The sequence below is a fragment of the Variovorax sp. PBL-H6 genome (assembly GCF_901827155.1).
GTDB lineage: Bacteria > Pseudomonadota > Gammaproteobacteria > Burkholderiales > Burkholderiaceae_C > Variovorax.
On sequence record NZ_LR594659.1, the window covers coordinates 1,431,894 to 1,455,368 of the forward strand.

Annotated in this window: 20 protein-coding genes; 7 read left to right on the forward strand and 13 right to left on the reverse strand. The window is 66.6% G+C overall.

Annotated features, from left to right (window positions below):
• The first annotated feature begins 80 nt into the window (after positions 1-80).
• Both G3W89_RS06780 and G3W89_RS06785 read left to right on the forward strand, forming a co-directional pair.
• Positions 81-1,829, forward strand: coding sequence for a proline--tRNA ligase (locus tag G3W89_RS06780; protein ID WP_162573370.1), 1,749 nt, complete (start codon positions 81-83; stop codon positions 1,827-1,829).
• Positions 1,826-2,464, forward strand: a complete 639-nt coding sequence (locus G3W89_RS06785; protein ID WP_162573371.1) for a lytic transglycosylase domain-containing protein — start codon at positions 1,826-1,828, stop codon at positions 2,462-2,464. The genes G3W89_RS06780 and G3W89_RS06785 overlap by 4 nt, the downstream gene beginning before the upstream one ends.
• A gap of 2 nt (positions 2,465-2,466) precedes the next feature.
• On the opposite strand, the gene G3W89_RS06790 is transcribed toward G3W89_RS06785, so the two are convergent.
• The 7 genes from G3W89_RS06790 to hemA all read right to left on the reverse strand — a co-directional run bounded on the left by G3W89_RS06790 (position 2,467) and on the right by hemA (position 9,248).
• Entirely contained in the window at positions 2,467-3,780 is a 1,314-nt protein-coding gene (locus G3W89_RS06790) for a hemolysin family protein (RefSeq protein WP_162573372.1), read from the reverse strand.
• A 75-nt stretch (positions 3,781-3,855) separates the two neighbouring features.
• On the reverse strand, positions 3,856-4,863 hold the full coding sequence (locus G3W89_RS06795; protein WP_162573373.1) for an AAA family ATPase: 1,008 nt from the start codon (positions 4,861-4,863) through the stop codon (positions 3,856-3,858).
• Between the two features lie 97 nt (positions 4,864-4,960).
• Entirely contained in the window at positions 4,961-5,455 is a 495-nt protein-coding gene (locus G3W89_RS06800; protein ID WP_197893531.1) for a cupin domain-containing protein, read from the reverse strand.
• Between the two features lie 136 nt (positions 5,456-5,591).
• Positions 5,592-5,918 (reverse strand): Grx4 family monothiol glutaredoxin, encoded by a 327-nt coding sequence (gene grxD / locus G3W89_RS06805; protein ID WP_162573374.1) that lies wholly within the window; start codon positions 5,916-5,918, stop codon positions 5,592-5,594.
• A 29-nt stretch (positions 5,919-5,947) separates the two neighbouring features.
• Positions 5,948-6,802 carry a peptide chain release factor N(5)-glutamine methyltransferase gene (prmC, locus tag G3W89_RS06810; protein ID WP_162573375.1) on the reverse strand — a complete coding sequence of 285 codons (855 nt, stop codon included), beginning with the start codon at positions 6,800-6,802 and terminating at the stop codon, positions 5,948-5,950.
• Positions 6,799-7,887 carry a peptide chain release factor 1 gene (gene prfA / locus G3W89_RS06815; protein WP_162573376.1) on the reverse strand — a complete coding sequence of 363 codons (1,089 nt, stop codon included), beginning with the start codon at positions 7,885-7,887 and terminating at the stop codon, positions 6,799-6,801. The genes prmC and prfA overlap by 4 nt, the downstream gene beginning before the upstream one ends.
• A gap of 89 nt (positions 7,888-7,976) precedes the next feature.
• Positions 7,977-9,248: a glutamyl-tRNA reductase gene (gene hemA / locus G3W89_RS06820; protein WP_162573377.1), complete on the reverse strand. Its 1,272-nt coding sequence runs from the start codon at positions 9,246-9,248 to the stop codon at positions 7,977-7,979.
• 77 nt (positions 9,249-9,325) lie between these two features.
• On the opposite strand from hemA, the gene G3W89_RS06825 reads away from it, so the two are divergent.
• A complete protein-coding gene (locus G3W89_RS06825) occupies positions 9,326-9,604 on the forward strand; it encodes a hypothetical protein (RefSeq protein WP_162573378.1) in 279 nt (92 codons plus the stop codon).
• A gap of 16 nt (positions 9,605-9,620) precedes the next feature.
• Here G3W89_RS06825 and G3W89_RS06830 read toward each other — a convergent pair whose 3' ends face one another.
• The 6 genes from G3W89_RS06830 to ugpB all read right to left on the reverse strand — a co-directional run bounded on the left by G3W89_RS06830 (position 9,621) and on the right by ugpB (position 17,096).
• Positions 9,621-12,023, reverse strand: a complete 2,403-nt coding sequence (locus G3W89_RS06830) for a DUF3772 domain-containing protein (RefSeq protein ID WP_232076375.1) — start codon at positions 12,021-12,023, stop codon at positions 9,621-9,623.
• Between the two features lie 57 nt (positions 12,024-12,080).
• Positions 12,081-12,821, reverse strand: a complete 741-nt coding sequence (gene ugpQ / locus G3W89_RS06835) for a glycerophosphodiester phosphodiesterase (RefSeq protein ID WP_162573380.1) — start codon at positions 12,819-12,821, stop codon at positions 12,081-12,083.
• Positions 12,818-13,825 (reverse strand): sn-glycerol-3-phosphate ABC transporter ATP-binding protein UgpC, encoded by a 1,008-nt coding sequence (gene ugpC, locus G3W89_RS06840; protein ID WP_162573381.1) that lies wholly within the window; start codon positions 13,823-13,825, stop codon positions 12,818-12,820. Before ugpC ends, ugpQ begins: the two co-directional genes overlap by 4 nt.
• A gap of 22 nt (positions 13,826-13,847) precedes the next feature.
• Positions 13,848-14,696 (reverse strand): sn-glycerol-3-phosphate ABC transporter permease UgpE, encoded by an 849-nt coding sequence (gene ugpE / locus G3W89_RS06845; RefSeq protein WP_162573382.1) that lies wholly within the window; start codon positions 14,694-14,696, stop codon positions 13,848-13,850.
• Positions 14,697-14,732: 36 nt separating this feature from the next.
• A complete protein-coding gene (ugpA, locus tag G3W89_RS06850) occupies positions 14,733-15,614 on the reverse strand; it encodes a sn-glycerol-3-phosphate ABC transporter permease UgpA (RefSeq protein WP_162573383.1) in 882 nt (293 codons plus the stop codon).
• A 171-nt stretch (positions 15,615-15,785) separates the two neighbouring features.
• Positions 15,786-17,096, reverse strand: coding sequence for a sn-glycerol-3-phosphate ABC transporter substrate-binding protein UgpB (gene ugpB / locus G3W89_RS06855; protein ID WP_162573384.1), 1,311 nt, complete (start codon positions 17,094-17,096; stop codon positions 15,786-15,788).
• A gap of 233 nt (positions 17,097-17,329) precedes the next feature.
• Between ugpB and serA the strand changes: the two genes are divergently transcribed.
• The 4 genes from serA to G3W89_RS06875 all read left to right on the forward strand — a co-directional run bounded on the left by serA (position 17,330) and on the right by G3W89_RS06875 (position 23,404).
• Positions 17,330-18,559, forward strand: a complete 1,230-nt coding sequence (serA, locus tag G3W89_RS06860; protein WP_162573385.1) for a phosphoglycerate dehydrogenase — start codon at positions 17,330-17,332, stop codon at positions 18,557-18,559.
• A gap of 86 nt (positions 18,560-18,645) precedes the next feature.
• Positions 18,646-22,536 carry a DUF3683 domain-containing protein gene (locus tag G3W89_RS06865; protein ID WP_162573386.1) on the forward strand — a complete coding sequence of 1,297 codons (3,891 nt, stop codon included), beginning with the start codon at positions 18,646-18,648 and terminating at the stop codon, positions 22,534-22,536.
• Positions 22,533-22,991 (forward strand): HIT family protein, encoded by a 459-nt coding sequence (locus tag G3W89_RS06870; protein ID WP_162573387.1) that lies wholly within the window; start codon positions 22,533-22,535, stop codon positions 22,989-22,991. Before G3W89_RS06865 ends, G3W89_RS06870 begins: the two co-directional genes overlap by 4 nt.
• Positions 22,991-23,404 (forward strand): gamma-butyrobetaine hydroxylase-like domain-containing protein, encoded by a 414-nt coding sequence (locus tag G3W89_RS06875; RefSeq protein ID WP_162573388.1) that lies wholly within the window; start codon positions 22,991-22,993, stop codon positions 23,402-23,404. Before G3W89_RS06870 ends, G3W89_RS06875 begins: the two co-directional genes overlap by 1 nt.
• Positions 23,405-23,475: the final 71 nt, after the last annotated feature.

Sequence of the window (23,475 nt, forward strand, 5' to 3'; positions counted from 1 at the left end):
CACTCGGCAAAGCGACCGGTTCCGTGGGCGCCGCGGGCGCCTCATCCCCTCTGCTCTAACTGGATTCCTCCTCCGCGACGATGAAAGCTTCCCGATTCTTTATCTCTACCCTCAAGGAAGCGCCGGCGGATGCCGAGGTCGCGAGCCACCGGTTGATGATGCGCGCCGGCATGATCAAGAAGCTGGGCACCGGCATCTACACCTACATGCCGCTCGGCCTGCGCGTGATCCGCAAGGTCGAGGCCATCGTGCGCGAAGAGATGAACCGCGCGGGCGCCGTCGAGCTCACGATGCCGGTGGTGCAGCCTGCCGAGCTGTGGCAGGAGAGCGGCCGTTTCCAGGCCTATGGCCCCGAGCTGCTGCGCATCAAGGACCGGCATGAGCGCAGTTTCGTCGTGCAACCGACCAGCGAAGAGGTCGTCACCGACATCGCCCGCCAGGAGATCCGCAGCTACAAGCAGCTCCCTAAGAATTTCTACCAGATCCAGACCAAGTTCCGCGACGAGCGGCGTCCGCGCTTCGGCCTGATGCGCGGGCGCGAATTCATCATGAAGGACGCCTACAGCTTCGACCGGGACCTCGACAGCGCCAAGGCGAGCTACAAGGTCATGGCGGACGCGTACCGCCGGATCTTCGACCGCTTCGGCCTGCGCTATCGGGCGGTGGCGGCGGACAGCGGCGCCATCGGCGGCGACGTCAGCCAGGAATTCCAGGTGATCGCCGCCACCGGCGAGGATGCGATCGTCTATTGCCCAGGCAGCGACTACGCGGCCAACATGGAAAAGGCCGAGGCGCTGGCGCCCGCCGGTCCGCGGCCCTCGCCCGCCCAGCCGCTGGCAAAGACCCCCACCCCGGGCAAGGCCACGTGCGAGGAGGTGGCCGAGTTGCTGGGCGTGCCGCTCTCGACCACCGTCAAGTCGCTTGTGCTGGCCACCGACAAGCTCGGCGCCGATGGCCGCGTCGAGGGCTCGCAGGTCTGGCTGCTGCTGGTGCGCGGCGACCACGAGATGAACGAGATCAAGGTGAGCAAGGTGCCGGGCCTGGACCACGGCTTCCGCTTTGCAACCAGCGCCGAAATCGATGCGCACTTCGGCTGCAAGCCCGGCTACCTCGGCCCGCTCGGCCTGAAGCAGCCGGTCAAGCTGGTCGCCGACCGCGAGGTGGCAGTCATGGCCGACTGGATCACGGGCGCCAATGAAGTCGACTTCCACATGACCGGCGTGAACTGGGGCCGGGATCTGCCCGAGCCCGACCTCGTGGCCGACATCCGAAACGTGGTCGCCGGCGACCTCTCGCCCGACCGCAAGGGCGTGCTTGCGATCGAGCGGGGCATCGAGATCGGCCATGTGTTCGTGCTCGGCACCAAGTACAGCAAGCCGATGAATGCCACCTTCCTGGATGAGGCCGGCAAGCCCCAGTTCCTCGAGATGGGCTGCTACGGCATCGGTATCACGCGCCTGCCGGCGGCGGCGATCGAGCAGAACAACGACGAGCGCGGCATCATCTGGCCCGACGCCATCGCGCCCTTCACCGTGGTGCTCTGCCCGATCGGCATGGACCGCAGTGCCGAGGTCAAGCAGGCCGCGGAGTCTCTGTACGAGGAACTGCTCGCGACCGGCGTGGACGTGCTGCTCGACGACCGCGGCGAGCGTCCCGGCGCCATGTTTGCCGACTGGGAACTGATCGGCGTGCCGCACCGCATCGTGATCTCCGATCGCGGCATCAAGGAAGGCCAGTACGAATACCAGCAGCGCCGCGATACCGCCGCCACCAAGGTGTCGGCGGCGGACATCGCTGCCTTTGTCAAGGGCAAGCTAGCCGCCGCATGAGACTGACGCGGCGTTCGTACCTGCTGGCCGGAGCCGCCGCCGCAGCCCTGCCACTGCTGCCCGGCCAGGCCCATGCCGGGGCGCAGATCGAAGAGCCTTTGATCGACTCGGTGCGCAATGCCCTGAGCGCCGCCATCCGCAGCAGCGCGCCGCCGAAGCCGGAGTTCAAGGACACCGCGTCGCGCCTGGCCCATCTTCGCTGGCTGGGCGAAATGAGCGAACGCCTCAAGAAGAAGATTCCCGGGCACCAGGAGCGCATCGAGTTCCTCCAGACCGTGTGGTACGAGAGCAAGCGAGCAGGCCTGGAGGTCAGCCTGGTGCTCGGTCTCGTCCAGGTCGAAAGCAACTTCCGCAAGTTCGCCGTGTCGAGCGCGGGGGCCCGCGGCCTCATGCAAGTGATGCCCTTCTGGACCCGCGTGATCGGCGATGGCGATTCGTCCAAGCTGTTCCACATGCAGACCAACCTGCGCTTCGGCTGCGTGATCCTGCGTCACTATCTCGACCGCGAAGCCGGCGACCTGTTCATGACGCTGGGGCGCTACAACGGCAGCCGCGGCAAGGCACCCTATCCGAACGCGGTGTTCTCCAACCAGCGGCTCTGGGTCTTCAACGACCGGCGAGACGACCGCGGCTAGATTCAGGCTGCCGGCGTGGCGGCGACCGCGCCACCGCGCGTGACCATCACCTGGTCGATACGGTGGCTGTCCACGTCCATCACCTCGAAAGTGAAGCCGCCCCAGCTCACGCTGTCGGTGCGCTTGGGCACGCGGCGCAACATCACCATCAGGAAGCCGGCCAGGGTCTCGTACTCCTCGGCGTGCGGCAGCTCGTCGATGGCGAGGGCACGTTGCACGTCCTGGATGGGCGTCACGCCGTCGATCAGCCACGAGTTCTCGTCACGACGAACGATCTGCTGCTCCTCGTCCTGCACGCCGACCAGGTCGCCCATCACAGTGCTCATCACGTCGTTGAGGGTGATCACGCCCACCACCAGCGCGTACTCGTTGACGATGATCGCGAAGTCCTCGTGCGCCTGCTGAAACTGCTCCAGCACCTCCGTGAGCGACAGCCGGTCGGGGATGATCAGCGCCTTGTGCAGCGGCAAGCCCTGGCCGAAGGCCAGCGGCTGGCCGCTGAGCACGCGCTGGAACATGTCCTTGGCGTCCACGTAGCCCAGCACATGGTCGATGTCGCCGTCGCACACCGGATAGGCCGAGTAGGGCTCGGCCACGATGCGCGCGCGCAGCACCGCCTCGGGGTCGTCCTTGTGGAACCAGGCGATGCGATCGCGCGACGTCATCACGCTGCTGACCAGGCGCGTGTCGAGCTCGAACACGTTGGCGATCACCTGCTGCTCGCGCACGGCCAGGATCCCGGCGCGGGCGCCGGCCTCGGTCATGGCCAGGATGTCGGCGGAGGTGATCTTGTCGTCGCGCTGCATGGGCATGCCCAGGAGCTTGAAGAGCAGGTCGGTGCACTGCGTAAAGAGCCACACCAGCGGCTTCATCACCGTGATCAGCACCTGCATCGGCCCGACCATGCGCATCGCCAGGCGTTCCGGATCGTTCATGCCCAAGCGCTTGGGAAACAGATCGGCGAAGACCAGGAACACCGCGATGATCGTGACGAAAGAAGCCAGGAAGGCCGCAGTCTGCGAAGTCTCGACCGTGAACCAGAGCTCGAACAACTTCGCGAAGTAGGGGCTCAGCGAGCCTTCGCCGACCACGCCGCCCAGGATAGCGACCGCATTGAGCCCGATCTGCACCACGGTGAAGTAGTGGCCCGGCTGCTCCTGGATGCGCAGCACGCGCTCGGCACGCGCATCGCCCTCGTCGGCCATCTGCCGCAGCCGCAGGCGGCGCGAGGCGGCCAGCGAGATCTCCGCCAGGGAGAAGAAGGCGCTGGTCGCAATCAGTAGGGCGATGATGAGAAGGCTTTGGGTCAGCGTCATGGGCGGGTCGGGAAGACCGAGATAGTGCCATGAGCGGCCGTCCGGACCGGCGGCGCTGAAGCGCCGCGCGACCGCCTACTGCACGAAACCGATCCGACTGCGCCCCGGTCCCGCGCGCGGCAAATCCTCGACACGCACCTCCTCCCGCGCTGCCAGCCGGGCATTGCCGAAGCCTGTCATCAGCGCACGCCGCATCTCACGCGGCGCCACCGTGGCGAGGTGGTCGAGCACGTCGTCCCGCGGTTCGTCGGCCAGCAACCGGCCCCAGTCGTGCGCGTTGCGGATCGACGCGTAGAGCTGGCGCGCGATCTGCCGGGCCGCCTCGGGCGACGGCGCATCGATCTCGAACACGTTCATGCGATTGAGGATGGGCTCGGGAATACCGCGGACGTCGTTCGCGGTCGTGACCCAGATCACCTGGCTGGCGTCGATCGGCACCTCCGCGAACTCGTCGACGAAGGCATGGGCAGTGTCGTGCTCCAGCAGGCCGTAGAGCGCGCCCAGCGGGTCGTACTGCACATCGGCGCCGGCCTTGTCGATCTCGTCGATCACCATCACCGGGTTGGCGTACTGGCCGTCGACCAGGGCCTCGAACACCTTGCCGGGCTTGGCGCCCTTCCACTGCGAGGAGGCACCCGAGAGCAGCCAGCCGGCGGTCATCGAGCTCATCGGGACGAGCGACATGCCAGTGCCCAGCAGCTCGGCCAGTCGCTTGGCGAAATGGGTCTTGCCAATGCCGGGCGGGCCCAGCAGGAGCATGGGCGTGACCTCGAGCCCGTCGCGGCTGTCCTGCGCCAGCGCGACGTGGCGCCGCACATCGTCGAGCACCTCGGTGAAGTTCGGCAGCTCGGCGTAGAGCGCGGCCATCTCGGGAACGCCGCTGGGCTTGACCTGGAAGCGCTCCGGGCCGCGTTCGAGCATGCGTTCGTAAGTGGTGCGCAGGTGCTCGTGGTCGCGGTCTGGCAGCTTGGCGAGCTTGCGCTCGACATCGTGCGTGCGGAACACACTGCGCAGATGCGCGACCGGCAACTGAAAAGATGAGCCAGACGCAGCAGCCAGCTCGCGGGATGGGCGGGAATCCATTGGCAGACCTCCGTTCGATCACACTTCGACACAGCATAAGCCGTGCCCGGTGTCGGCGGTTGTCCAGGTTTTCTCGCTTCGAGGGCTTTTAAGCGGGTCAGACGCCGCCGTGGGGATGCGTCGGGTCGACCCAGAGCACCGATTCGGGCTTCTCGACCGGCTGGATGTCGAGGTTGATGGCCACGGCCTCACCATCGCTTCGACACAGCACGCACTCGAGCGCCTCCGTCGGGCTGGCGTTGATCTCCTGGTGCGGCACGTAGGGCGGCACGTAGATGAAGTCACCCGGGCCGGCCTCGGCCGTGAACTCCAGATGTTCGCCCCAGCGCATCCGGGCACGCCCGCGCACCACGTAGATCACGGATTCAAGATGGCCGTGGTGGTGGGCGCCGGTCTTCGCATCGGGATGGATGGTCACCGTGCCGGCCCAGAGCTTCTGGGCGCCGACCCGCGCGAAGTTGATCGCCGCGGCCCGGTTCATACCGGGCGTCTGTGCGGTGTTCGCGTCGAGCTGGTTGCCGGGAATCACCCGCACGCCATCATGCTTCCATGCGGCGTCATTGTGATCATGATCCGAATGTTCGTGGCTCACGATGCCCTCTCATGGCCCGCGAAGCGAGGCCCGTTGGTGAAACACCGCGGAACCGGCTTTGCCGGGCCGCTGGTGTTGCCCCCGGTAGGGGGTGGGCGGCTACAGGAAGTGAGCCAACCTGGGGGCGAGCAACGCTTCAGGCGGGGCTGCCGTTAAGAATTTGCTGCAGCTCACCCGATTCGTACATCTCCATCAGGATGTCGGAGCCGCCCACAAACTCGCCCTTGACGTAAAGCTGCGGAATGGTCGGCCAGTTGCTGTATTCCTTGATGCCCTGGCGCACGCCTTCGTCCTCGAGCACATTGACAGTCTTGAGCGTGCGGGTATCGACGCCTACGGCCTTGAGGATCTGGATCGCGCGGCCCGAGAAGCCGCACATCGGGAAACTGGCGTTCCCCTTCATGAAGAGCACGAGATCGTTGGTCTTGACGAGATCGTCGATGCGCTGCTGGACGTCGGACATGGGCCTCTCCAAAAAATGAGTTGGGCGGATTATTTCACCGAGCGCCAGATCCCGCCCGAGCAGCGCGCGATGCCTGCCAGATCGTCGCGGCTTTGCACGTCGGCGAAACCGCGCCGCGCGAGCAAGGCGCGCACCGACGCAGCCTGGTCGTAGCCATGCTCGAGCAGCAGCCAGCCGCCCTTGCTCAGGTGCCCAGGCGCGGCCTCGACGATGCGGCGGATGTCATCCAGCCCATCGGCGCCCGACACCAGTGCGCTCGAGGGTTCGTGGCGCAGGGCGACCAGGTGCGGGTCGCCGGCGGCGACGTAGGGCGGGTTGGAAACCACCAGGTCCAGATCCGTGCCTGCGCCTTCCAGCCAATCGGCCTCGGCGAAGCGCACCGCCAGCCCCAGGCGCTGCGCGTTGCCGCGGGCCACCGCAAGGGCATCGGGGCTGCGGTCGATCGCCGTCACCTTGGCATCGGGCCGTGCGTGCTGGATCGCCAGCGCGATCGCACCGCTGCCGGTGCCCAGGTCGACCACCCGGGGCGACGTGCGGCCCTGCAGCAATCGCAGCGCCCACTCGACCAGCGTCTCGGTGTCGGGCCGCGGCACCAGCACGCGCGCATCGACCTGCAGGCCAAGCCCATGAAACTCCTTTTCGCCCACGAGGTAGGCCACCGGCTCGCCAGTCATCCGGCGCGTGCACAGCGAGGAGAAGGCCGGCCACACGTTGTCGGCCAGGATGTCGGCATCGTGAGCCAGCAGCCAGGCGCGGTCGCCCGATGGTCGCGCCAGCACGTGCAGAAGCAGCAGTTGGGCGTCGAGCCGCGCCACGCCCAGCGCGGCGGCCGCGGCCAGCATCTGCGCCGCCGTCGATGGCGGCCGGCCGTCCTCGGGTGTCATGCTGGCAGGCTGGCTTCCAGCTCGGCCAGCTTCTCGGCCTCGCGGGCCGCGCGAAGAGCATCCAGCACCTCACCCAGGTCGCCTTCCATGATCATCTGCAGCTTGTAAAGCGTGAGGTTGATGCGGTGATCCGTGAGCCGCCCTTGCGGGAAGTTGTAGGTGCGGATGCGGTCGCTGCGGTCACCGCTGCCGATCAGGCCTTTGCGCAAGGCGGCGTCCTTGGCGGCGCGCGCGCTGCGCTCCTTCTCCTGGATGCGCGCCGACAGCACCTGCAGCGCCTTGGCCTTGTTGCGATGCTGGCTGCGGTCGTCCTGGCACTCGGCCACGATGCCGGTCGGGATGTGCGTGATGCGCACCGCCGAATCGGTCTTGTTGATGTGCTGCCCGCCGGCACCACTGGCACGATAGGTGTCGATGCGCAGGTCGGCCGGGTTGATCTGCACTGCCTGTGCCTCGTCCGGCTCGGCCAGCACGGCAACCGTGCAGGCACTGGTATGGATGCGGCCCTGTGTCTCGGTCGCGGGCACGCGCTGCACCCGGTGGCCGCCAGACTCGAAGCGCAGCCGCCCGAAGACCTCGTCGCCGGTCACGCGCACCACCACTTCCTTGAAGCCGCCCAGTTCGCTTTCGCTGGCGCTCACGATCTCGCAGCGCCAGCCGGCACGCTCGGCATGGCGGGTGTACATGCGCAGCAGGTCGCCCGCAAAGAGCGCGGACTCGTCACCGCCGGTGCCCGCCCGGATTTCGAGGAAGGCGTTCCGCGCGTCCTCCGGGTCCTTTGGCAGCAGCAGGCGCTGGAGCTCGTCCTCCAGCGCAGTCAGCTCGGCCTCGGCGCCGGCGATTTCTTCCCTTGCCATCTCGGCCATGTCCGGGTCGTCCAGCATCTCGCGCGCGGCCGCCAGGTCCGATTCGCGCTGGAGGTAGCGTTGATAGCGGCCCGCCACCTGCGTCACCTCTGCATGCTCGCGCGAGATGTTCCGGTACTGCGTCATGTCGGACATGATGTCCTCGCGCGAGAGCAGGAAGTCGAGCTCGCCGAGGCGTTGCGCGTAGCGCTCGAGTTGATGGCGGAGAAAGGGTTTCACTGAAGGGTCTTCAAAATGCGGGAGCGGGGTACCGAACGCAAAGGCGCTCGGCTGTCCGGCGTCGGATCGCCGGCTTCGGGGCAGCGCCGCTAACGCTCTTTGCGCAGGAACAGCCGCGAAATGGCCTGCGCCGTGTGTTCGCGTGCCGTGGCATCGCCGGCATGCAACTCGGCCATGGCGCCGTGCAGCAGCTTCTGTGTGAGCCCGCGCGACAGCGCCTCCAGCACGGCTTCCACCGGCTCGCCCTTGGCCAGCAGCTTGCGCGCGCGGCTTAGTTCGGCGGCGCGCCATTCGTCGGCCTGGGCGTTGAGCTGCTGGATCAGCGGCACGCTGCCGCGCTGGTCCAGCCAGTGCATGAAGCTTCGAACCCCGGCGTCGATGATCACCTCGGCCTCGGCCACAGCGGCCTGGCGGTTGGCATGGCCCTGCTGCACGACCTGGGCGAGGTCATCGACGGTGTAGAGGTAGATGTCCTCGAGCGCCTTGACTTCGACTTCGATGTCGCGCGGCACGGCCAGGTCCACCATGAACATCGGGCGGTGCTTGCGCAGCTTGAGCGCGCGCTCGACGGCGCCCAGGCCGATCAGCGGCAGCGTGCTGGCGGTGCAGCTCACGACGATGTCGAACTCGGCCAGGCGCGCCGGCAGCTCGGCCAGCCGCATGGCTTCCCCGCCGAAGCGCGAAGCCAGCCTTTCGCCGCGCTCCAGCGTGCGGTTGGCAATGACAATGGACTTCGGCTCCTTGGCGGCGAAGTGCGTCGCGGCCAGGTCGATCATCTCGCCCGCGCCGACAAAGAGCACGCGGGTCTGCTTCAGATCCTCGAACAGCTGGGCCGCCAAGCGCACTGCAGCAGCGGCCATGCTGATGGAGTGGGCGCCGATTTCGGTCGCGGTGCGCACTTCCTTGGCGACAGCGAAGGAGCGCTGAAACAACTGGTTCAGCGTGCTGCCGAGCGCGCCCGCTGTTTCGGCGGCGCGCACCGCATCCTTCATCTGGCCGAGGATCTGGGCCTCGCCGAGCACCATCGAGTCGAGGCCGCTGGCCACCCTGAAGGCGTGGCGCGCCGCCTTGTCGTCGTGCAGCGTGTAGGCATGGGAGCGCAGAAGGGCGGGCGCCACGCCACCGCTCTGGGCCAGCCAGTCGACCGTGTGATCGAGGGCGAGGTGGTCCGCGGCGCAGTAGATCTCGGTGCGATTGCAGGTCGAGATGATGGCCGCTTCCACGTCCGGATGCCGGTGGGTCCCGAAGGAGCTGCGCAGGCTCTGCAAAGTCGGAGCGATCTGGTCGATGGCGAACGCGAAGCGACCGCGCAGGTCGAGTGGCGCGGTCGTGTGGTTCAAGCCGAGGGCCCAGACTGACATAACCCAGGATTATAAAATCCACCGCCAGCAGCGTGTGTCCACTCTACGGATGACCCCCTGAACGCCCCCTTGCCCTCATGTCTGTGCTCGACCTGCTGATCCACTTGCTCAACTTCATGGCGCCGGCATTCTGCGTCGCCCTCGTGCTTGCCCTCCTGTTCCGCCTGGCCATGCACGGGCGCAGCGCGGCCGTCCGCCTTTGGGTGCAGGTCGTCGTCACCTTCGCAGCCGGGCTGGCAGTTCTGGTCGCCGGCCTGGTCTATTTCGGGCACGACGGGCGCATTGCGACGTATGCCGCCCTGGTCGTGGTTTGCGGCACCACGCAGTGGTGGCTGCTGCGCGCCTGGCGCGGCTGAGGGCGGGCGGACGCGCTCACTGCGCCAGCGGCGGCACGGGCGGGGGCGCCGCGGGCGCTGGCGCCGGGGCCTGGGGCGCCGCCACGGCCGGCGCCACCAGCGGCAGCCCCGCTTCCTTGAAGCGATCGAGCATGGTGAACAGAACGTCGCTGCGCACGCCCCCGGCCAATCGCGGGCTCTGCACGAAAGCGATGGCCTGGAAGATCAGCATGCCGCCCTCGATGCCCTCCAGCGTGACCGAGGGCGCAGGCGCCACCAGCACGCCACCGTGATCGGCGCAGGCCGACAGCATCAGCTCGCGCGCCAGCTTGGCGTCGGTGGCCAGAGGCATCGGCAGCCTGATCAACAAGCGGCCCTCGGCGTTGGTGAGGGTCATGTTGCGCACGGTCTTGGTGATGAATTCGGAGTTGGGCACGATCAGCGTGGAGCGGTCGGCCAACTGGATCTCGGTGGCACGCACGTTGATGCGCCGCACGTCGCCCTCGGCAGTACCCAGCACCACCCAGTCACCGACCTTGACCGGCCGCTCGGCCAGCAAGATCAGCCCCGAGATGAAGTTCTGCACGATCGCCTGCAGGCCGAAGCCGATACCCACCGACAGCGCGCTCGCCACCCAGGCGATGCGCTCGATGCCGATCCCGAGGGCTGAAAGGCCCACCGCGATCACCACGGCGCCGCCTACATAGCCGAGCAGCGTGGTAATCGAGCTCTGCATACCGGGCTCGAGCGCGGTTTCTGGCAAGTAGCGGGCCTCCAGCCACTTCTTGAAGACGCGCAGGGCAAGGAAGCCAATGGCCAGCACAGCGACAGCACTGAAGATGGCCCCAGGCACCAGATGGAACTCGCCGATCTTGAGACCGGTGCCGAACTGGCCGCTGCGCTGGAACACCTCGCCGGGGCCCGTCCCGAGTGGCGTGGCCAGCGCGATCAGCATGTAGAAAAAGAGCGCGACCCGGGCGAGCCCTGAAAGCACCACGGCGGCCTGGTCCAGCGTCCGCGGCGCAAAGCCGAAGCTCTTCTGCAGCTTCTGGCCAAGCTCGCTCTTCGAGGCCACCGTGGCCATGAACAGGTCGTCCGCGAACTTGAAGAGCAGGTAGAAAGCCGAGGCGACGATGCCGGTCCAGGTCAGCTGGTTGGCCAGGAAGCTGGCCAGCGCGACGTAGCCGACGCCCACCAGCACCCAGATCACGATGACCGCGAGCGCGACGGCGCTCAGCAGGAAGCTGATCCACAGCGGGCGCTCAGGATCGCCGGGCGGCGGCTCTGCCGCCTCCGTCTTCGCACCTTCGACGAGCGCGGCTTCGGCGGGCTCGTGCAGGCGCAGCAGCATCATGCCGATCAGCGCCGTCAGCGCCAGCGCGGTGACCACGTGGGTAGCAACCACGGCCGCGAAGCTGGCGTCGACGATCGCGTTGACCTGGCTCGGCACCCAGACCAGCACCCCAATGACGGCCGTGAGCCAGGGGAAAGGCGCAAGCCGCCGCGCCATCGTGTTGGGGATGGGCGGCAGCCGCCACGAGGGCCGTTTGTTGGACAGCAGCGCGCGGCCCAGCCCGACCACGAAGGCGATGAAGATGGTGGACTGCACCACGGCCTGGGCCAGCTTGCGGATCTGCGGCCCGAGGATCCCGTGGCGGTCGAGCGTGGCGAACACGACCTGCGCTGCCAGCGCGATCAGCAGGACGTTGACGCCCACGACCGCGATCACCAGCAGCGAGCGGCGCAGCCGTCCGGACGGCAGCACGCGCGCGGCCAGCCGAACCAGCCCGTGTTCGGCTGCCCAGTTGCCCAGGAGTGCGAGCAGCAGCGCAGCTGCAAGGCTGGCCAGTACCGAGACGCGATGTGCCGGGTCCATCGCGGTGTCGATCGCAGCGCGCAGCTCGCCGCGCAGGCTCGCCAGGCGCTCCAGGTCGGCGGGCCATGCATCGCTGATGTCGAACCAGAATTGCCGCCCCAGCGGCGAAGGCGCGCGCTCGGTGAGCTGGGCCTCGAACAGCCTGCGGCGCTTCGAGAGCAGCTCGCTGCCGCGCTGCCGCGCGTCGACGGTGATCAGGCGCGCCAGGCGGATGTCGGCGTCGAGCGCATTGCGTTCCTTCAGCAGGGCGGCGCGCTGGCGGGTGATGTCCGGGTCCTCGGGGGACGCGCCCTCGGCCGGCGGGTTGCCCAGTTCGCCGAGGCGTGCGTTGAGGTCGTTGAGCGGACCCGTGCGGGATGCGACGAACTTGTCTGCCTGGCCGCCAATGGCATTGATCCGGCCCAGCAACTCGCGAACCTCGGCATTGCTGTCGACCGAAGAGGGAATGCTGTCGAGCTGGGTCCGCAAGGCGGCTACCGTGGGTTCCGGCGGCGCCTGGGCGTCCTGCGCAAGAACGGCGCTTCCGAGGACGGCGGCCAGCAACAGGATTGCGAGACGAAGCATCCAGCTCATGGCCCGATGATAGAAGGGCACTGCGGAGGCCCAGGCCGCCCCACGCGATCAGCGTGCGGGGCTGAAGCGGTCGACGCGGTCGGTGACGATGCCGTCGGTTCCCAGGCCTGCCAGCCAGACGGCCACCGACTCGTCGTTGACGGTGTAGCTCAGTGCACGCATCCCGGCCGCATGTACCTGGTGCACCGTGGCGGCGTTCCACACGGCGTAGTTGCAGACGATCGCTGCGCAGTCGAGGCGTCTGGCAGTGTCGAGCCAGCCCGCCCGCAGGGTGTCGAGCAGCAGGCCGCGCGGCAGCGCCGGCTCTGCTGCAAGCGCGCCTTCCAGGCATTCAGGGGCGAAGGAGGTCAGCAAGGGAGCCGGGAGATCGGCATGCGCCCAGAGTCTGGCCACCAGCCGCGCAACGGCTTCGCCTGTACGGCGCTCGGCGCCAGGCGTAGGCTTGATCTCGATGTCGAGGAGGTAGCGGTTGGCCAGGCAGAAGCGGATCAACGCTTCGAGCGTGGGCAGCGGCTCGCCGGCATACCGGCGCGAATGCCAGGCGCCCGCATCGAGCTGAGCCAGCGCGCTCCACGGCTGCTCACCAGCGATGCCGCGGCCGTTGCTGGTGCGCTCGAGCGTGCTGTCGTGCAGCAGAAAGGGAATGCCGTCGGCGCTGAGCTTGGCATCGCACTCGAACATGCGGTAGCCGTGCTCGGCGCCCAGGCGAAAGGCTGCAAGCGTGTTTTCCGGCGCCAGCTTGCCGGCACCGCGGTGGGCGATCCAGAAAGGGTAGGGCCAGGCTTTCATGCGGCGCGCTTGCCCGAGCCGGCATCGAACCAGTGCAGCTTGTCCTGGCGCGCCGCGATCTTCACCGTGTCGCCCGCGACCGGCGCCGGCTGGCCTTCGTCGGCGCGCACTACCAGCTGCTCGTCGCCGACGCGGCCGTAGATCAGCCGCTCGGCGCCCAGCAGTTCGACGTACTCGACCTGCACCGACCAGCCGTCCGTATCGAGCGTGAGATGCTCCGGGCGGATGCCGAGGATCATCCCGGGGCGCACGCCAGGCGCGTGCTTGAGCAGGTTCATCGGCGGCGAGCCGATGAAACCGGCCACGAACGTGGTCGCTGGGCGCGCATACACCTCCTCGGGCGTACCGAACTGGTCCATCACGCCGGCGTTCATCACGATGATGCGCTGCGCCAGCGTCATCGCCTCGACCTGGTCGTGGGTGACAAAGAGCGAGGTGATGCCCAGCTCGCGATGCAGCTTCTGGATCTCCAGCCGGGTCTGCGCGCGCAGCTTGGCGTCCAGGTTGGACAGCGGCTCGTCGAACAGAAAGACCTTCGGCTGCCGCACGATCGCACGGCCCATGGCCACCCGCTGGCGCTGGCCGCCGGAAAGCTCGCGCGGCTTGCGCTCGAGCAGATGCCCGAGCTCGAGGATCTTGGCGGCCTTGTCGACGCGAGCCTTGATCTCCGCCTTGGGCACCTTCGCGATCTTGAGCCCATAGGCCATGTTGTCGAAATTCGACATGTGCGGGTAGAGCGCGTAGTTCTGGAACACCATGGCGATGTCGCGTTGGGCCGGTTCGATGTTGTTCATCACCCGGTCGCCAATGGCGATCTCGCCGGCGCTGATTTCCTCCAGCCCCGCGACCATGCGCAGGAGCGTGGATTTGCCGCAGCCCGAGGGCCCGACGATGACGACGAATTCGCCGTCCTTGACGTCGGCCGAGACGCCGTGGATGACCTGGTTGGCCTTGGCCCCGTGGCCGTAGCGCTTGATGACATTGCGAAGAGAGATGGCAGCCATTGCGTCGTTGCTTCTTTGCCGGTTATTTTTCAGTATCCACGAGGCCCTTGACGAACCAGCGCTGCATCAGCACCACCACGATCGCCGGCGGCACCAGCGCCAGGATGGCCGTGGCCATCACCAGGTTCCAGTCCACCGCGGCGTCGCCCGAGGCGATCATTCGCTTGATGCCGATCACCACCGGGTACATGTCCTCGCTCGTGGTGGCGAGGAGCGGCCACAGGTACTGGTTCCAGCCGTAGATGAACTGGATGACGAACAGCGCCGCGATGGAAGTCTGCGATAGCGGCACCAGGATGTCCTTGAAGAAGCGCATCGGCCCGGCGCCGTCCATGCGTGCCGCTTCCACCAGCTCGTCGGGCACGCTCAGGAAGAATTGCCGGAACAGGAAAGTGGCGGTGGCCGATGCGATCAGCGGCACCGTCAGCCCCGCGTAGGTGTTGAGCATGTTGAGGTCTGCCAGGACCTTGTAGGTCGGCAGGATGCGCACTTCCACCGGCAGCATGAGCGTCACGAAGATCATCCAGAAGACGATCTTCTTGAACGGGAAGCGGAAGTACACGATGGCGAAGGCCGACAGCAGCGAGATCGCGATCTTGCCGATGCTGATGACCAGCGCCGTGACCAGGCTGATCCACATCATGCGGCCCACCACCACGCGCGCGCCCTGGGTGTCGGCACCGAGCAGGGCGGCGCTGTAGTTCTCGAGCATGTGGCCGCCCGGCAGCAACGGCATGGGCACCCGCAGGATCGCGTCGCGCGTGTGGGTGGACGCGATGAAGGCCAGGTAGATGGGAAAGGCCACGATGGCGATGCCAAGTAGCAGCACCACGTGCGACAGGACGGTGAGGCCAGGGCGACGTTCAACCATGGTGCTTTATCCGGTTCGGGGTGAGGGTGCGGGCCATCAGTACTGGACCTTCTTTTCGACGTAGCGAAACTGGATCACCGTCAGCACGACCACGATCGCCATCAGCACCACGGATTGCGCGGCCGAGCCGCCCAGGTCGAGCGCCTTGAAGCCGTCGTGCCACACCTTGTAGACCAGGATCGCGGTGTCGCGCCCCGGCCCTCCTTCGGTGGTGGCATGCACGATCGCGAAGGTGTCGAAGAAGGCATACACGATGTTGATCACCAGCAGGAAGAAGGTGGTGGGCGACAGCAGCGGGAACTGGATGGTGGCGAAGCGCCGCAGCGGCCCGGCGCCGTCGATGGAGGCCGCTTCGATCAGCGCCTTGGGAATGGACTGCAGGCCTGCCAGGAAGAACAGGAAGTTGTAGGAGATCTGCTTCCACACGGCGGCTACCACGATCAGCGCGAGCGCCTGGTTGGAATTGAGCAGGTGGTTCCAGTCCATGCCCATGTAGCGCAGGAAGTACGACACCACGCCGATACTGGGCGAGAACATGAACACCCACAGCACGCCCGCAATGGCCGGCGCGACGGCGTAGGGAATGATCAGGAAGGTCTTATAGACCAGGGCGCCACGCAGGATGCGATCGGCGAAGATTGCCAGCACCAGCGACAGCGCGATGCCGCTGCCGGCTACCAGCACCGAGAACAGCGCGGTGACCTTGAAGGACTCGATGTAGGCGGGGTCGTCGAACAGGGTCTGGAAGTTTTCCAGCCCGACGAAGGCGGTGGAGGTGCCGAAGGCGTCCTCGGTTTGCATCGATTGCCAGACGGCCTGGCTGGCCGGCCAGAAGAAGAACACCAGGATCACCGCCATCTGCGGCGCGATCAGCAGCCAGGGCAACCAGGCCGACCTGAAAAGAACGCGTTTCTCCATATCCCTCCAAACCCCTGAAAAACGAAACGCCCGCCCTCGGTCTTCCGATAAGGGCGGGCGTGCGAGTCTACTGCGGCGCCCACCTTCTCGGCAGGCACCCTCCCCGCTTGGCGGGGAGGGCAGGGTGGGGTGCCGTGGACGCCCAAAGGGCTGCGCAGGCGCGAGCCTGCGTCAGCCCTTGTTCGCTTTCTGGAAGCGCTCGAGCTGCTCGTCGCCGCGCTTGACGGCGGCGTCGAGCGCCTCCTTGGCGCTCATCTTGCCGCTCCAGATCTGCTCGGTTTCCTCGTCGATGATGGTGCGGATCTGCACGAAGTTGCCCAGGCGAATGCCGCGCGACTTGTCGGTCGTCTTGCGGATCATCTGCGTGACGGCCACATCGGTGCCCGGGTTCTCCTTGTAGAAGCCCGAGGCATCGGTGAGCTTGTAGGCCGCGGTGGTGATCGGCAGGTAGCCGGTGCGCTTGTGGCTTTCGGACTGCACCTTGGTGTCGGACAGGTAGGTGAAGAAGCTGGCCACGCCCTTGTAGTGCTCGGCCGGCTTGCCGGACAGCACCCACAGGCTGGCGCCGCCGATCACGGTGTTCTGCGGCGCGCCCTTCACGTCGGGGTAGTAGGGCAGGGTCGAGATGCCGTACTTGAACTTGGCGTCCTTGGCCACGCGCGCGTACAGGCCCGAGGAGCCGGTCATCATCGCGCACTCGCCGGAGGGGAAGGCGGCATCGGGCGTGTTGTTGCGACCCTTGTAGACGAAGGTGCCGTCCTTCGCCATCTTGGCCAGGTTCTCGAAATGGCGGACCTGCAGCGGTGAGTTGAACGCCAGGCGCGCGGCGGTACCCCCGAAGCCGTTGTTCTGGGTCGCATACAGGGTGTTGTGCCAGGCCGAGAAGCTTTCCAGCTGGGTCCAGCTCATCCAACTGGTGGTGAAGGGGCACTTGTGGCCGCTGGCCTTGAGCTTGTCTGCGGCTGCGATCACCTCGGGCCACGTGGTGGGGGCCTTCTCCGGATCGAGCCCTGCCGCCTTGAAGGCGTCCTTGTTGTAATAGAAGACGGTGGTCGAGCTGTTGAAGGGAAAGCTCAGCATCTGGCCACTGGGAGCCGTGTAGTAGCCCGCCACGGCGGGTACGTACACGCTCGGGTCGAACTTGGCGCCACCCATGTTCATGACCTCGCCCACGGGCTTGATGGCGCCCTTGGAAGCCATCATCGTGGCGGTGCCCACTTCGAACACCTGGAGGATGTCCGGCGCATTGCCCGAGCGGAAGGCGGCAATGGCAGCGGTCATCGACTCGTCATACTGGCCCTTGTAGGTGGCCACGATCTTGTAGTCTTTCTGGCTGGCGTTGTATTGCTTGGCGAGGTCGTTGACCCATTCGCCGAGCGGGCCGCTCATGGAATGCCACCACTGGATCTCGGTCTGCGCCATGGCTGGCGCCGAGAGCGTTGCCGCAAGCGCCGATGCTACGGCGAACGTCTTGAATCGCATGAAGACTCCTAGGAAGAGAAACAAAAGCGCGAATGCTAGGCCGCGCGTATGACACGGCCGCGTCACATTTTGTCGCAGCACGACGGTGCACCAGAAGGCGGGGAAACCCTTTTCACGTCTGGGCCGCAGGGTTGCGCAAGGCTGCTTGCTGCGGCGCACCATGCTAGGATCGCGCTCCCTTTTTCAGGTGCTGCTGCCTCCTCCTGAAGTCGGTCGGGGCTGCCGCCAAGCGTATGAGCAAGACCTCTCTCGACAAAAGCAAGATCAAGTTTCTTCTACTCGAAGGCATTCACCCTTCGGCAGTCGAAGTGCTGCGCGCGGCAGGCTACACCAGCATCGAGACCTTGCCCGGGTCGTTGCCGGAAGAGGAACTGAAGCAGCGCGTGGCCGACGTGCATTTCATCGGCATCCGCTCGCGTACCCAACTGACGGCGGAGGTCTTTGCCGCCGCGCAAAAGCTCGTCGCGGTCGGGGCTTTCTGCATCGGCACCAATCAGATCAATCTCGATGCCGCGCGCGAGCATGGCGTGGTCGTCTTCAACGCTCCGTATTCCAATACCCGTTCGGTAGCCGAACTGGTGTTGGCCGAGGCCATCCTCCTCCTGCGCGGCATCCCCGAGAAAAGCGCGGTGGCGCACCGCGGCGGCTGGCTCAAGTCGGCCGAGAACGCGTTCGAGATCCGCGGCAAGACGCTGGGCATCGTGGGCTACGGCTCGATCGGCGCGCAGCTCTCCGTATTGGCCGAGGCGCTCGGCATGCAGGTGGCCTTCTTCGACGTGGTCACCAAGCTGCCGCTGGGCAACGCGCGCCAGGTGCGCACGCTGAACGAGCTGCTGCTGCAGAGCGACATCGTGAGCCTGCACGTGCCCGAGACGCCCGCCACCCAATGGATGATCGGCGCCAAGGAGATCGCGGCCATGAGGCCCGGATCGATCCTGATCAATGCCTCGCGTGGCAGCGTGGTCGACATCGATGCGCTGGCCCAGGCACTGAAGCAGAAGAGGCTGCTGGGCGCCGCGATCGACGTGTTCCCCGTGGAGCCGCGCAGCAACAAGGACGAGTTCCAGTCGCCGCTGCGCGGGCTGGACAACACGATCCTCACGCCGCACATCGGGGGTTCCACGATGGAGGCGCAGGCGAACATCGGGCTCGAGGTGGCCGAGAAGCTGGTCAAGTACAGCGACAACGGCACCTCCACCTCATCCGTCAACTTTCCCGAGGTCGCCCTGCCGGCACACCCCGGCAAGCACCGGCTGCTGCACATCCACCACAACGTGCCCGGCGTGCTCTCGGACGTCAACCGCGTGTTCGCCGACAACAACATCAACATTGCCTCGCAGTACCTGCAGACCAACGAGAAGGTGGGCTATGTGGTGACGGACATCGACGCCGCCTCCTCCGACCTGGCGCTCGAGAAACTGGCGAAGGTGCCCGGCACGATCCGCAGCCGGGTGTTGTTCTAGGTCGGGCCCGGCGTCACAGTCAGGCCTGACTTAAAATCCACGGCCCTGGTTCAGGGGCGCGCAGCGCCCGACCGAGGCCCACCCCGATGAATGCACCGACCGCGTTGACGGCGTTGTTGTCGCAGGCCGCAGAGCCCGCGCGATTGCGTGAGATCCCCTACAACTACACGAGCTTCTCCGATCGCGAGATCGTGATCCGCCTGCTGGGTGAGCGAGGCTGGGAATTGCTGCAGAGCTTGCGCGCCGAGCGCCGCACCGGCCGCTCCGCGCGCATGCTGTACGAGGTGCTCGGCGACATCTGGGTGGTGCAGCGCAACCCCTATCTCGTCGACGATCTGCTGGACAACCCGCGCCGGCGTGGCCAATTGGTGGATGCGCTGAATCACCGCCTGTCAGAGGTGCAGAGGCGGCGCACCCCCGATGCCGCCGCCCAGCGCGATAGCCTCGTGGGCGAGCTGACCGCGCTGGTGGCGCAGGCAGTGCAGGCCTTCGACACCTTGTTTCGCGATGTGGCGGCGTTGCGCCGCAAGGCCACGCGCACCCTGGGCCGGCTCACCGCGCGCGACAACATCAAGTTCGACGGTCTCTCGCGCGTGTCGCACGTCACTGACGCGACCGATTGGCGGGTCGAATATCCCTTTGTCGTCCTGACGCCCGACACCGAGGCCGAGATGGCTGCGCTGGTCAAGGGATGCATCGAGCTCGGCCTCACCATCATCCCGCGGGGCGGCGGCACCGGCTACACCGGCGGCGCGATCCCGCTGGCCTGGAACAGCGCCGTCATCAACACCGAGAAGCTGGAGGCGATGACCGAGGTCGAGATGGTCTCCCTGCCCGGCCTCGAGCAGCCCGTGCCGACCGTCTGGACCGAGGCGGGCGTGGTGACCCAGCGTGTCGCCGATGCGGCCGAGCGCGCGGGCTTCGTGTTCGCGGTCGACCCCACCTCCGCCGAGGCCTCGTGCGTCGGCGGCAACGTCGCGATGAACGCGGGCGGCAAGAAGGCCGTGCTGTGGGGCACCGCGCTCGACAACCTGGCCTCGTGGCGCATGGTGACTCCGGAGGCTGAATGGCTCGAGGTCACGCGCATCGGCCACAACCTTGGCAAGATCCACGACGCCGAGAGCGCCGTCTTCGATCTCCAGTACTTCGCGGCCGATGGCCGGACCAGGCTGCGCAGCGAGCGGCTCGAGATCCCCGGCAAGACCTTCCGCAAGGAAGGCCTCGGCAAGGACGTGACCGACAAGTTCCTCTCGGGCCTGCCGGGCATCCAGAAGGAGGGCTGCGACGGCCTGATCACCAGCTGCCGCTGGGTCGTGCACCGCATGCCTGCGCACACCCGCACGGTGTGCCTCGAATTCTTCGGCAATGCCAAGGACGCGGTGCCGAGCATCGTCGAGATCAAGGACTTCATGTTTGCCGAGCAGAAGCGCTCGGGAGTCCTGCTCGCCGGCCTCGAGCACCTGGACGATCGGTATCTCAAGGCCGTTGGCTACGCCACCAAATCCAAGAAGCACGGCGGCCTGCCCAAGATGGTGCTGTTCGGCGACATCGCCGGCGACGATGCCGATGCGGTGGCGCGGGTCACCTCGGAGGTGGTGCGCATCGCCAACTCGCGCAGCGGCGAGGGCTTCATCGCCATCAGCCCGGAGGCGCGCAAGAAGTTCTGGCTGGACCGCAAGCGTACCGCTGCCATCAGCCGGCACACCAACGCCTTCAAGATCAACGAGGACGTGGTGATTCCGCTGCCGCGGATGGCCGAGTACACGGATGGCATCGAGCGCATCAACATCGAGCTCTCGCTGCAGAACAAGCTGGCGCTCGCCGACGAGCTGGAGGCCTTCTTTCTGCGCGGTAACCTGCCGCTGGGCAAGAGCGACGATGCCAACGAGATCTCGTCGGCGGAGCTGCTGGAAGACCGCGTGGCGCAGGCGGTGGCGCTGGTGCGCGAGGTGCGTGCGTCGTGGCAGGGTTGGCTGGACCAGATCGACGCGTTGTTTCCGCGGCTGCAAGACCACTCGCTGCGTGCCAGCTGGAAGACGCAGATCCGCGCGCCGCTCGCAGCCATCTTCTCCGGCGCGGAGTTCGCGCCGATCCTGGCCGAGTGCAACGCGATCCACCAGCGGGTGCTCAAGGGCCGGGTCTGGGTGGCGCTGCACATGCATGCCGGCGACGGCAACGTGCACACCAACATCCCCGTCAACAGCGACAACTACGAGATGCTGCAAACCGCGCATGCGGCGGTGGCACGCATCATGGTGCTGGCGCGCAGCCTCGACGGCGTGATCTCCGGCGAGCACGGCATCGGCATCACCAAGCTCGAATTCCTGTCCGACGACGAGCTGCGCCCCTTTGCGGACTACAAGCAACGCATCGATCCCGAAGGCCGCTTCAACAAGGGCAAGCTGCTGCGGCCTTCGATGCACGCCGGGCCGGGCCTCTATGCCGACCTCACCAATGCCTACACGCCCAGCTTCGGGCTGATGGGCCACGAGTCGCTGATCATGCAGCAGAGCGACATCGGCGCCATTGCCGACAGCGTGAAGGACTGCCTGCGCTGCGGCAAATGCAAGCCGGTGTGCGCCACCCACGTGCCGCGCGCCAACCTGCTCTACTCGCCGCGCAACAAGATCCTCGCGACCTCGCTGCTGGTCGAGGCCTTCCTCTACGAGGAGCAGACCCGGCGCGGCGTCAGCATCAAGCACTGGGAGGAGTTCGAGGATGTGGCCGACCATTGCACGGTCTGCCACAAGTGCCTCACGCCCTGCCCGGTGAACATCGACTTCGGCGACGTCTCGATGAACATGCGCAACCTGCTGCGCAAGATGGGCCAGAAGTCCTTCCGGCCCGGCAACGCAGCGGCGATGCTGTTCCTCAACGCTACCAACCCGCAGACCATCAAGGCCATGCGCACCGGCATGGTGGACATCGGGTTCAAGGTCCAGCGCCTCGCCAACGACCTGCTGCGTGGATTGGCGCGGATGCAGACGGCGGCTCCGCCGGCCACGGTGGGACCTGCGCCGATCAAGGAGCAGGTGATCCATTTCATCAACAAGAAGATGCCGGGCGGCCTGCCCAACAAGACCGCGCGGGCGCTGCTGGACATCGAGGATGCCGACTACGTGCCGATCATCCGGGACCCCAAGGCGACCACGCCCGAGACCGAGGCGGTGTTCTACTTTCCGGGGTGCGGCTCGGAGCGGCTGTTCTCGCAAGTGGGGCTGGCCACGCAGGCGATGCTGTGGCACGCAGGCGTTCAGACCGTGCTGCCACCGGGTTATCTGTGCTGCGGCTACCCGCAGCGCGGCAGTGGCCAGTACGACCGGGCCGAGAAGATGATCACCGACAACCGGGTGCTCTTCCACCGCGTGGCCAACACGCTGAATTACCTGGACATCAAGACCGTGGTGGTGAGCTGCGGCACTTGCTACGACCAGCTGCAGGGCTACCAGTTCGAGAAGATCTTCCCGGGCTGCCGCATCATCGACATCCACGAGTATTTGCTCGAAAAGGGCATCACCCTCGAGAACTCGACCGAGGGGGCCGACGGCTCGGCCTACCTCTACCACGACCCCTGCCACAGCCCGATGAAGCTTCAGGATCCGATGAAGACGGTGAAGGCGCTGGTCGGCGACCAGGTGCTCAAGAACGACCGGTGCTGCGGCGAGTCGGGAACCTTCGGCGTGACGCGGCCGGACATCTCGACGCAGGTTCGCTTCCGCAAGGAAGAGGAACTGCGCAAGGGTGAGGCCTCGCTGCGCAACAGCGGCATGGTCTCGCCCAAGGGCAACGTCAAGATCCTCACCAGCTGCCCGAGCTGCCTGCAGGGCCTGAGCCGCTACGGCAAGGACCTCGAGAACGGCCTGCTGGAAGCCGACTACATCGTTGTCGAGATGGCCAACAAGATCCTCGGCAAAGACTGGATGCCCGCTTACGTGGCCGCTGCCAATCAGGGCGGCATCGAGCGGGTGCTGGTATGACGGAGGTGCGCGTGGCGGATTGCCCGCTTTGCGAGGAGCCCGGCGGCCGCGTGGTGTTCGAAGCGCCTGATCTTCGCGTCGTGCACGCGGCCGAGGAGGGCTTTCCCGCCTTCTATCGCGTTGTCTGGAAAAGCCATGTCGCGGAGTGGTCCGATCTTCCGCCGGAGCATCGGGCGATGTGCATGGACGCGGTGGTCGCGGTGGAGCAATGCCTGCGCGACGCACTGGCGCCCGCCAAGATCAACCTCGCGGCCCTTGGCAACATGGTGCCGCACCTGCATTGGCACGTGATCGCGCGCTTCGAGTGGGACACGCGCTTCCCGTCGCCCGTCTGGGCTGCCGCGCAGCGCGACCGCGATCCGCAACGCGAAGCCGCGATCGAGGTCAAACTGGAGGCGCTTGAACGGGACATGGCCCGGCGCCTGGCAGCTCATCCACTGAACCGGAGTTCCTGATGGCAGGTTTGCAAACGGGCGCGCCGACGCCCCAGTCGATCACCGTTCACAACCAATCGCGCATCCTGGAAGTGGGCTTTTCCGATGGCGCGAGCTTTCGCATTCCCTTCGAGCTGATGCGGATCTACTCGCCCTCGGCCGAAGTGCAGGGCCACGGGCCCGGACAGGAAGTGCTGCAGACCGGCAAGCGCAATGTCGACCTGCTGGACCTGCAGCCGGTGGGCAACTACGCGGTGCAGCCCAGCTTCTCCGACGGCCACGATACTGGCATCTACTCGTGGGACTTGCTGTACGAGTTGGGCGCAAAGCAGGACGAGCTGTGGGCCGAATACGAGCGGCGCCTCGCTGCAGCCGGCGTCGATCGCGATGCACCGATGGCCGAGAAGGGCGGCCACGCCTGCGGCAGCCACTGAGAAGCCGAGCGCCTCGCCGCAAAAAGCAACGAATGCCCGGCGTCCTTGCAGGGGCGTCGGCTTGATGTATG